The 11,415-nt window shown below is 45.6% G+C and carries 5 protein-coding genes, 1 tRNA gene, 1 rRNA gene and 1 riboswitch; of the genes, 3 read left to right on the forward strand and 4 right to left on the reverse strand.

Annotated features, from left to right (window positions below):
- Window positions 1–54: 54 nt before the first annotated feature.
- Window positions 55–1,839: a PglL family O-oligosaccharyltransferase gene (locus GXP65_RS15535; protein ID WP_162093191.1), complete on the forward strand. Its 1,785-nt coding sequence runs from the start codon at window positions 55–57 to the stop codon at window positions 1,837–1,839.
- A gap of 56 nt (window positions 1,840–1,895) precedes the next feature.
- Here the strand turns inward: GXP65_RS15535 and GXP65_RS15540 are convergent, their stop codons facing one another.
- Window positions 1,896–3,017 carry an alanine--glyoxylate aminotransferase family protein gene (locus tag GXP65_RS15540; protein WP_162093192.1) on the reverse strand — a complete coding sequence of 374 codons (1,122 nt, stop codon included), beginning with the start codon at window positions 3,015–3,017 and terminating at the stop codon, window positions 1,896–1,898.
- Between the two features lie 224 nt (window positions 3,018–3,241).
- Window positions 3,242–3,420: riboswitch (Lysine riboswitch) on the forward strand.
- Window positions 3,421–3,543: 123 nt separating this feature from the next.
- Here GXP65_RS15540 and lysC point away from each other — a divergent pair.
- Window positions 3,544–4,896: a lysine-sensitive aspartokinase 3 gene (gene lysC, locus GXP65_RS15545; protein WP_162093193.1), complete on the forward strand. Its 1,353-nt coding sequence runs from the start codon at window positions 3,544–3,546 to the stop codon at window positions 4,894–4,896.
- Between the two features lie 66 nt (window positions 4,897–4,962).
- Here lysC and metH read toward each other — a convergent pair whose 3' ends face one another.
- On the reverse strand, window positions 4,963–8,643 hold the full coding sequence (gene metH / locus GXP65_RS15550) for a methionine synthase (protein ID WP_162093194.1): 3,681 nt from the start codon (window positions 8,641–8,643) through the stop codon (window positions 4,963–4,965).
- Window positions 8,644–8,832: 189 nt separating this feature from the next.
- Between metH and GXP65_RS15555 the strand changes: the two genes are divergently transcribed.
- The gene (locus tag GXP65_RS15555) at window positions 8,833–10,158 is read left to right on the forward strand and encodes a sodium:proton antiporter (RefSeq protein ID WP_162093195.1); all 1,326 of its coding nucleotides are present in this window, start codon (window positions 8,833–8,835) and stop codon (window positions 10,156–10,158) included.
- Between the two features lie 947 nt (window positions 10,159–11,105).
- On the opposite strand, the gene GXP65_RS15560 is transcribed toward GXP65_RS15555, so the two are convergent.
- A tRNA-Asp gene (locus tag GXP65_RS15560) sits at window positions 11,106–11,182 on the reverse strand.
- Between the two features lie 32 nt (window positions 11,183–11,214).
- Window positions 11,215–11,331, reverse strand: a 5S ribosomal RNA gene (gene rrf / locus GXP65_RS15565).
- Window positions 11,332–11,415 lie beyond the last annotated feature (84 nt).

The raw sequence follows: 11,415 nt of genomic DNA on the forward strand, positions 1-11,415 counted from the left end.
AGTACAAAGACCAGCCATCGCTGGTCTTTTTTCATTCAAAACAACACAATAACTATGGCAACTATACACGTCAGTGGAACCAAGCTTTCCCCAGGTAAAGTGCAAGTTCCTCTTAACCGCAAGTTTCTCATCGCGTTAGCAGCACTATTTCTGCTCGCGATGCATTTCTTCATGCCAAATCCGGGTGGCTCTGGACTAGCTCTGTCTTTCAATGCGACCACATGGATTGCGTTCAGCTTTGTACTCGGTATTGGCTGCTACCAACTTGCGACCAACCGTGTGTTACGTTATTCCAAATTAACAATCGGTCTGTTGATCAGTTGTATCATCATGACGCTGCCCATTTTCTATCCCAACGCGGATAGTATGCTCGCAGCAAATAAGCTGATTGGCCTGTGGTGCGGTATGTTGTTCTTCGTCGTACTGCAACAATTCCATTTCAGTAATAAGCATCGCCAACGCTTGTTGTGGTTTATTGTCCTTGCTGTTGTTATCGAAGCGATTTTCGGCTTAACGCAATATCTTTATCTTAAACCAGGAAACGTATTTGGATACGACACGGTAGCTAACCGCCCTTATGGCATCTTCCAGCAACCCAATGTCATGGCAAGCTTCCTTGCGACTGGTTTAGTGATTGCTAGCTATCTACTTGCCCGACAACCTTACAAATACTCTCGTAAACTCAGCGATGTTTACCTATTGTACGCCGTACCTGTACTGACACTGCCTTTGATTGTTGCCCTTGCCTCTCGCACTGGTTGGCTAGCATCCATCATTGCCATTTTGCTAGTGATTCCATACATGTATCGTTTTGCAACACGTGCGCGCTTTGTTCGTTGGGTAATAGCTATGGCAGCAGGTCTAGCTCTGTCGGTTGTGGTAATAAATATTGCCTTTCCAGATGGAAGCGGCCTAGCCAGCGAAAAAGTGAACATGGAGTCACCACGTGCTTACACCTTCCCACAAACCTTGGATATGGTGATTGAGAAACCATTCACTGGTTATGGTTACGGCAAGTTTGAGTCAGAATACATGCTATACACAGCACGCCAGCATGCACTTAATGAAAGCTACCCTGCGGGCTTGCCATCGATGGACCACCCACACAATGAGTTGTTGTATTGGGCAGTAGAAGGCGGACTATTACCAATTCTGGGGATCTTTTTGGCAATGGCACTGGTGTTGTATCGCATCTACCAAGCTAAACGCGGTACTCGTTTAGCACTGCTGGCACTGTTTATTCCAATCGTGCTGCACTCGCAATTAGAATACCCCTTCTATCATTCATTGGTGCATTGGCTGATCTTTGTGATTCTACTTTATTGGGTCGATCAGCGAGTGTCTCGCTACCGACAAGCACCATTTAGCAAAGTAACCAAAAGTTTATTTCGAGTATGTAGCCTAGTCGTTCCGGCAGTATTTACCTTCTACATGGTTAGCGCATTGCACACCAACTATGTCTTAACCAAGTTTGAAACAACGCGCCCGACTAACCCGGACATCTTAAATCAGGTGACAAACCCTGTGGTTTGGAAAGATCGTTTCGATTGGGATGTATACAGTACTTTCTTAAACATCGGTTTATACAAGCAAGACCCTACCTTGATTCAGCCTTACATTGATTGGTCTTTGGAAATTATTAAAGACAAGCCACGCCCAGCGTTTTACAACAACTTGATACTGGCATATCAAGGGTTGGATGACACAAGCAAAGCGGAACAAATTCGTGCAGAGGCACAGTTCTTGTTCCCTAAAATTGATTTCAGTGGCGTCAACTATCAGCCGCCTTCCCAAGCAATCTCTGCTTCACCAGCACCGACTTCAGGTGCTGAGCAATAAATACAAAAAAGCGAAGGTTATTCCTTCGCTTTTCTTTACCTCATTACCGAGGCAGTTTATTCAGTCAAAGACTCTTCTAAAGCTCGCAAACACAAAGCTACATTTTCAGGTCGAGCACCATAGCCCATCAGTCCAATTCGCCATGCTTTACCAGCCAGAGCACCAAGACCTGCACCGATTTCTAGGTTATAAGTTTCAAGTAAGTGATTCCGCACTTTTGCTTCATCAATTCCTTCAGGGACATAAATCGCGTTCAATTGCGGTAGTCGATACTCTTCTTCTACCACAAATTCAAAGCCTAGTTTTTGCAGACCCGCTTTAAGCTTCTCATGCATTAACTGGTGACGCGCCCACGCATTTTCTAAACCTTCATTCTTAAGAATAAGTAGAGCTTCATGCAGAGCATACAAACTGTTCACAGGTGCAGTGTGGTGATAGCTGCGCTTTCCTTCTCCGCTCCAGTAACCTAATACTAAGCTTTGATCCAAGAACCAGCTTTGAACCGGTGTCGTTCTGGATTGAATCTTCTCAATAGCTGCCGGAGAAAGCGTCACAGGCGATAAACCTGGAACACACGAAAGACATTTTTGGCTACCGGAATACACCGCATCTAACTGCCACTCGTCAACTTTAAGAGGTACACCACCAAGCGAGGTCACAGCATCGACAATCGATAACAGACCGTATTGCTTCGCGAGTAGACCCAGAGCTTGAGCATCACTTACCGCGCCCGTCGATGTTTCAGCATGAACAAAAGCAAGAATCTTCGCATCAGGGTGCAGCTTTAATGCTTCTTCAACTTTATCGACCGATACAGGGGTTCCCCACTCATCATCGACGACAACCGCTTCACCACCAGCACGAACCACGTTTTCACGCATACGCTCACCGAAGACACCATTACGGCAGACGATAACTTTGTCGCCCTTTTCAATCAGGTTAACAAAGCACGTTTCCATGCCCGCGCTGCCCGGCGCAGAAACTGCGATAGTAAATTCATTTTCTGTTTGGAAAGCATATTTAAGCAGTTGTTTTAGCTCATCCATCATAGCAATGAAAAGTGGGTCTAGGTGACCAACTGTTGGACGGCTAAGCGCTTGTAAAACCTGGGGTGAAATATCAGAGGGACCAGGTCCCATCAAAATACGGTGTGGGGGGATAAAGCTTTGGATCGGCATGTCAGCTCCTTGATTGCAGTCACTCATCCTGAGCGTTATAAAAGTTCTATTCAAAAGGTTGGCTCAGGTATCGAAGTTTTCACCCTAATAGATTTTTCTTCTATCGGCAATTAGCCCTAAGTATAGAGGTCAAACCACTGTCACAAATTCGTTAATAAAAACCTTCATTCAGGTTGGAGATATTGGTTGACATTGTGACAGCAAAACCGTTCAATGTTTAAGCTTTATGCAGAAGAGGAGCACTGCCCAGGCAGGTGATTTGTGGAGCCGCAATTCCAATACCAATCACTCAGGGGGAGTAGTGCCGAGGTAAGTCAAAGTTGCAGGATTTGACTTGTCGGTTGACTTGGGTTGAGTCCCATCAACTGTCATCAGCGCCGTATGATGAAGAGCTTCTGAGGGTAAATTTTCAAATTACATTCTAACTACCTCTCTATTTGCTCTGTTCCTTTCCTCACCAAACATTGGATGTATTAGGCAACCTATTAATTGTTGTTATTTTTTCAGGAAGTCGTGGGAGAACGCAGTGAGCGCATTTAACGTAGCAAAATTCGGTGGAACCAGTGTTGCCAACTTTGAGGCAATGAGTCGTTGCTCCACTATCATAGAAAACAACCCAAATACACGCCTTGTGGTTAGCAGCGCTTGCTCAGGTGTCACTAACCTATTGGTTGAACTGGCAAATGGTGTTCAAGACCAAGAACATCGTGCGGAAGTGCTTCAGAAACTAGCAGGTATCCACGAGTCGATTCTGTCGCAACTTGAGGACGCAACCGAAGCTGCAGCAGAGGTTTATTCGATTCTTGATACCGTTACCAGTTTGGCAGAGGCCGCTTCAATCCAAGCAAGCACTAAACTGACCGATCATTTGGTCGCTTGTGGTGAATTAATGTCGACTCACATCCTTGCTCAACTAATGCGAGAGCGTGGTGTGAACGCAGTTCGTTTTGATATTCGCGACGTGCTAAAAACCGATGGAAACTTTGGTCGAGCTGAACCTAATGTCGAGGCCATTTCACAGCTAGCACAAGAAAGATTGGTACCCCTTTGCCAAGAATACGTGGTTATCACCCAAGGTTTCATTGGTTCAGATGAAGAAGGTAATACCACTACGCTTGGCCGTGGCGGCAGTGACTACAGTGCTGCACTCATTGCAGAAGGCGTGAAAGCTGCAGGTCTAGAGATTTGGACCGACGTTCCAGGCATCTACACCACTGATCCACGTATCGCCTCAAAAGCAGCGCCAATCCCAGAGATCAGCTTTAGCGAAGCATCAGAGATGGCAAACTTTGGCGCAAAGATCCTGCACCCTTCAACATTGGTTCCAGCTCTTCGTCACGACATTCCGGTATTTGTTGGGTCATCTAAAGAGCCAGAAAAAGGCGGTACATGGATTCGCCACCAAGTAGAGAGCTCACCTTTATTCCGAGCACTTGCTCTGCGCTGTAACCAAACCATGGTGACATTACGCAGTGCTAACATGTTCCACGCATACGGCTTCTTAGCGAAAGTGTTTGAGATCCTAGCGAAGCACAAAATCTCTGTAGATCTGATCACCACATCTGAAATCAGTGTGTCACTCACTCTTGATCAAACAGACACATCTGGTGGTGCTCCTCAATTGCCACAAGCGGCACGTGAAGAGCTTGAAGAGCTGTGTAAAGTAGAAGTAGAACACGACCTATGTCTCGTCGCTCTGATTGGTAACAACATGAGTGAAAGTAAAGGCTACGCGAAGCAAGTATTTGGCACGCTAGAAGACTTTAACCTACGTATGATCTGTTATGGAGCAAGTCCGCATAACCTGTGCTTCCTTGTTCACGAGTCTGTATCTCGCCAAGCGATCCAAAAACTGCACACCGAGTTGTTTGAGCAATAAGACACTTTGATTCACTAATAAACAAGGGCTGCACATGGCAGCCCTTTTTGTTTCGATATGGTTTGGTTAACCGTTAATGTTCGGACCTAACCATTTCTCCGCTTCGATCCTATCCCAGCCTTTACGATCAGCATAGCTTTGCAGCTGATCCTCTTGGATCTGAGCGATCGCAAAGTAACGAGAGTCAGGGTGCGAGAAGTACCAACCCGAAACGGATGCACCTGGGTACATCGCATAGCTCGATGTCAGTGACATACCGATATTTTCTTCAACATTCATCAGGTCCCAAAGTGGTCCTTTTTCAGTATGCTCTGGACATGCTGGATAGCCCGGAGCTGGACGAATACCTTGGTATTTCTCACGAATCAGTTCTTCATTCGACAGAGCTTCATCTGTAGCGTAACCCCAAATATCTTTACGCACACGCTCATGTAGATACTCAGCAAATGCTTCCGCCAGACGGTCCGCTACCGCTTGAATCATGATGGCATTGTAATCATCACCCTGTGCTTTGTATTCGTCGGCAAGTTCGCGTTCACCGATACCGCCGGTTACAGCAAAAGCACCAATCCAATCGTGCTTACCAGACTCTTTCGGGGCAACATAATCCGACAGGCAGTAGTTGAAGCCTTTTGGTTTCTCCGTCTGCTGGCGCAAGTTATGCAGCACTTTCGCCACTTCTGTACGCGATTCGTCGGTGTAGACTTCGATATCATCACCCACGCTTGCTGCAGGGAACAGACCACACATACCGCGCGCTTTGAGTAACCCTTCATGCTCAACGCGATCTAGTAGTTCGTTAGCATCTTTGTACAGGCGTTGAGCCTCTTCACCCACTTCTTCATGGTCAAAGATTGTTGGGTACTTACCGACTAACGACCAAGTCATAAAGAAAGGTGTCCAGTCGATGTACTTGCGTAAAGTAGACACTTCAAAGTCATCAAAAATATGGATCCCCGGCTTCGCAGGAGCAGGAGGCGTATACGTATCCCAATCAATCGCGACTTTGTTCGCTCGTGCTTCTTCTAAAGTAACAGGCTTAGTGCGCGGCTTCTTGCGGTTATGCTGATCACGCACGCGTTCATAATCCACGTCCAGCTTCTCAACAAAGCCAGGACGAAGTTCGTCTGAAAGTAATGATGTGCATACACCAACCGCACGAGAAGCGTTATTGACGTAAACCACTGGATGCTTGTAGTTCTGCTCAATCTTCACCGCCGTATGCGCTTTGGATGTTGTTGCACCACCAATCAGAAGTGGAAGATCGAAATCAAGACGTTCCATTTCTTTCGCGACATGAACCATTTCATCGAGAGACGGTGTGATCAAACCAGAAAGACCAATGATGTCGACGTTTTCTTCTTTGGCTACCTTGAGAATCTTCTCACATGGCACCATTACGCCAAGATCGATGATCTCGTAGTTATTACATTGCAGTACCACACCAACAATGTTCTTACCGATATCGTGCACGTCACCTTTAACCGTAGCCAGTAAGATCTTACCGTTGGAAGAACCCGCTTGCTTCTCCTTGTTAATGAAAGGCTCTAGGTGCGCCACCGCTTGCTTCATAACACGCGCAGATTTCACTACCTGAGGAAGGAACATCTTACCTTCACCAAATAAGTCACCCACCACGTTCATGCCATCCATCAATGGACCTTCAATAACTTCAAGTGGCTTAGAGGCATTGAGGCGAGCTTCTTCGGTATCTTCAACGATGAACTCAGTAATGCCTTTAACCAGTGCATGCTCTAGACGTTTTTCTACCGCCCAAGTACGCCACTCTAGTGCAGAAGCATCTTCTTCTTTGCCGACACCCTTTCCGGCGTATTCTGCCGCGATATCAAGTAGTCGCTCGGTCGAATCATCACGGCGGTTAAGAACCACATCTTCTACTGCTTCACGTAACTTATCAGGAACGTTATCGTAAATTTCTAACTGACCCGCGTTCACGATGCCCATGTCCATACCGTTTTTAAAACAGTGGTATAGGAACACCGCGTGAATCGCTTCACGAACGTAGTTGTTACCGCGGAATGAGAAGGAAACGTTAGAGACACCACCGGAGATCATCGCGTGAGGCAAGTCGCGCTTAATGTCGGCAACCGCTTCGATGAAATCCACAGCGTAGTTGTTATGCTCTTCGATGCCCGTCGCAACCGCAAAGATGTTCGGGTCAAAGATGATGTCTTCCGGTGGGAAGCCGACTTCATCAACCAAGATACGATAAGCATTAGTACAGATTTCTAGCTTACGCTCACGTGTTTCTGCCTGACCAACTTCGTCAAACGCCATAACGATAACTGCAGCACCATAGCGACGGATCAGCTTTGCTTGCTCAACAAACTTCTCTTTACCTTCTTTCAAAGAGATGGAGTTTACGATGCCCTTGCCCTGAATACACTTCAGCCCCGCCTCGATAACCTCCCATTTAGAAGAGTCGACCATGATAGGCACTTTGGAGATCTCAGGCTCAGATGCGCATAGGTTTAGGAAGCGAACCATACAGGCTTCTGCATCCAACATGCCTTCATCCATGTTGATGTCGATGATCTGAGCACCGTTCTCAACTTGTTGTCGGGCGACCTCTAGCGCTTCATCATAAAGCTCTTCTTTGATAAGACGCTTAAATCGAGCAGAACCAGTAACGTTAGTGCGCTCACCCACGTTGATAAACAACGTCTCTTTTTCAATCGTAAGAGGCTCAAGACCGGATAAACGACACGCAACCGTAAGCTCAGGCAAACCACGAGGTTTCACGCCTTCAACTGCCATTGCCATATGACGAATATGCTCTGGCGTGGTACCACAGCAACCACCAATTAGGTTGAGGAAACCACTCTCCGCCCACTCTTTAACGTGTTCCGCCATATCTTCTGGCGAAAGGTCATATTCACCAAAAGCATTCGGCAGACCCGCGTTTGGGTGGGTAGAAACAAAAGATTCCGAAATACGAGAAAGCTCTTCTACGTATGGGCGTAGTTCGTCAGGACCAAGTGCACAATTCAAACCAAATGAAATCGGGTTAACATGACGAAGAGAGTTATAGAAGGCTTCCGTAGTTTGACCTGAGAGGGTGCGTCCTGAAGCATCGGTAATGGTACCGGAGATCATAACTGGCAATTCAATACCTAATTCTTCGAAGACGCTATCAACTGCGAAGGCACAAGCTTTAGCATTAAGTGTATCGAAGATAGTCTCGATCAGAATAAGATCAGAGCCACCTTTGATCAGTGCTCGAGTGGATTCTGAATAAGCTTCAACAAGCTCATCGAAGCTGACGTTACGATAGCCCGGATCGTTTACATCAGGGGAGATAGAACAAGTACGGTTTGTTGGACCAAGCACACCCGCGACATAACGTGGGCGCTCTGGCGTTTTTGCCGTCCACTCATCAGCGGCTTCACGAGCAAGCTTTGCAGCGGCAAAGTTGATTTCCTCACTCAGGCTTTCCATTTCATAGTCAGCCATCGCGATCGTCGTCGCGTTAAAGGTGTTGGTCTCAAGAATATCAGCGCCAGCTTCTAAGTAAGCGCTGTGAATTTCCTTAATCAATTGAGGCTGAGTGAGCACCAACAAATCGTTGTTGCCTTTTAGATCACAATGCCAATCCGCAAAGCGCTCTCCCCGATAGTCTTGCTCTTCAAGTTTGTATCCCTGAATCATGGTGCCCATACCACCATCAATCAGCAAGATACGTTGCTTTAATTGAGCTTCAATCTGTTGTCTTACATTACTTCCCACAGTACAGCCTCATTCCTTTAGTTATCTCTCCATCCTATCACACAAATTAAAGGAGTCTAGACGTCTAAAATGCGAATTACTGATTATTTTGCCTCCGTCGAGTAACAAAATAATCTCGAAAAAATGTTTGCTATTTAGTCAACATCGTCCGAGAATTCCATTCATAAAATGTTACAAATAGAGAGCTCTATGTCGGTCTATCATACTTTATGTTTTCTATCTGCAGCCGCAATGGTTATTGCCTTTGTAAACAGTAAGATAGGAAAGATGCAAACCACCATCGCAATCACTGCCGGTTCGATGATTCTTTCACTCCTCATTCTAATCGCAGGTCAAAATGATTGGTTTCATCTCACCGAGATAGCAACCGAAACCGTTACCAGCATTAATTTCGAAGACTTTCTTCTCAAAGGCATCCTTGGATTCCTACTTTTTGCCGGTGGCTTGGGGATCAAGCTTCCTAACCTCAAAGACCAAAAGTGGGAAATCACTGTACTCGCTTTAGGCGCAACGCTCTTCTCAACCTTCTTCATTGGTTTTGTGCTTTACGGCTTCTGCCAAGTTATCGGTATTCAATTCGATCTTGTTTACTGCTTACTCTTCGGTGCGCTTATCTCTCCTACCGACCCGATTGCAGTTCTCGCCATTGTCAAAAAGCTTAATGCCCCAAGACGTATCTCGACACAGATAGAAGGTGAATCTCTGTTTAACGACGGATTTGGCCTCGTGATCTTCGTGACACTCTTCACCATCGCGTTCGGTACCGAAGCACCAACAGTAGGCAGCGTTACACATCTGTTTATTCAAGAAGCTATCGGAGGCATTGTTTACGGCTTCGTATTGGGTTTGATTTTCCACTACCTAATCAGCGCAACTGATGACCACTCAATGGAACTGCTGCTTACTATTGGTGTTCCTACCGCTGGTTACGCATTTGCAGAATATCTTCACGTATCGGGACCGCTAGCAATGGTGGTGTCGGGCATCATGATTGGTAACTGGACGCGCTTTATTGGCTTCTCCAAAGAGAGTGAAGATCATCTAGACCACTTCTGGGAGCTAGTTGATGAATTCCTAAATGGCGTCTTGTTCCTACTGATCGGTATGTCGATGCTACTGTTCGAATTCCACAAAGAAGACTGGATTATGATGGCTATTTCAGTACCACTGGTACTCACTGCTCGCTATCTCAGTGTATTCATCTCTTATATTGGCTTTAAGCGCTACAGAAAGTACAACCCATGGTCAGTGAAGATCCTTACTTGGGGTGGTTTGCGTGGTGGTCTTGCATTAGCAATGGCACTATCAATCCCTTCCGGTATCTTGGTTATTCCTGAGAAGTTGATTGATGTAAAAGAGATCATCATGGTCATGACTTACTCAGTGGTAGTGTTCTCAATCCTTATTCAAGGCTCAACTATTACACCAATGATTGAGAAAGCAAAACAAGCAGAGAAAGAAATGGAAGCAGAAGGCTCAGTTGAACCACAAGAAGCAAAAGCTTCTCAAGAATAAGTACTTTTATAATTATCAAAACTAGGCAGCCATTTGGCTGCCTTTTTTGTGCCTAAAGTCTAGAGTGTCTGCAAAAAACAACCTACCTTTAGTAACTACACGCAGCGCTTCTTAATACATACTCATGTACATAGACCCATGTAACATTAAGAGCAGAGTCGCTAGTAACTTACCAAATTGAAAAGAAGAAATGCTCTTTCTCCATACAATAAAAACAACTCGGAGATTGAGCTGTGAATGAATTAACGGAAGATAGAGGTCTTCAGGCTAAAGCCAACTCTACAGAAATAAGTGAAGACGACTAGGCGAGAGCTATAGAGTTCATCTACTCAAACATAAAAATCTTTACTAGATAAAGATAAGACGTTCTAAATGAGCAGATAAGTTTGAACCGATTACATGCCAGCTAAGCTTTATCAGAAAATTAACAAGCCCATAGATACAAAACATCGTCTCTTAGTATTTTCCTGAGTAAGAGAAATTGAATCGGGAACGCCTGAAGAAACGATTGACTAAGAGAAAACTCTTTGGAGATCTACTCCCTAAAAGGGAACTCATTCTGCTCTAGAAACGACAAAACCCAGTTCGAAGGCTAGGGTTTCTAAATAAGTAGCAGAGCGACTGAACTTGCACTCAATTAATACTCACTACTCGTAGACCATAATAATATCGCAAATAAGGAAAGACCCCAGCACTTCTAATGGGGTCTGGAATAAATAGGAGAGTCGGCGGGGACGTCTAGTTCGGGGTTGTTGCTACTTGGACTAGTTTCCTGAAAGGGAAAATTTCTTTACTCTTAAACGATAAGACCCCGTCCGAAGACTGGGTTTCTAAATAAGTGGCGGAGTGGCTAGGCTTGCACTCAATTGGACTCGTTGGTCGCAGACCAAAATAATAGCGCAAACGAAAAAGCCCTAGCATTTCTGCTAGGGCTTTGTCTGAATAAGTGGCGGAGCGGACGGGACTCGAACCCGCGACCCCCGGCGTGACAGGCCGGTATTCTAACCAACTGAACTACCGCTCCGCACTGGTTAGACATTTAAGTCTAAATTAAAAGCCTGGCGATGTCCTACTCTCACATGGGGAAGCCCCACACTACCATCGGCGCTAATTCGTTTCACTTCTGAGTTCGGAATGGAAGTCAGGTGGGTCCAAATCGCTATGGTCGCCAAGCAAATTCTTTAATTCGGAAAGCTGTTTTTAGTTCTTACACATTCAATTCGTTCTTGCTTTGAGTCCATCAAAACCCCTTGGGTG

The sequence above is a fragment of the Vibrio sp. LB10LO1 genome, from assembly GCF_010092875.1.
Taxonomy (GTDB): Bacteria; Pseudomonadota; Gammaproteobacteria; order Enterobacterales; family Vibrionaceae; genus Vibrio; species Vibrio campbellii.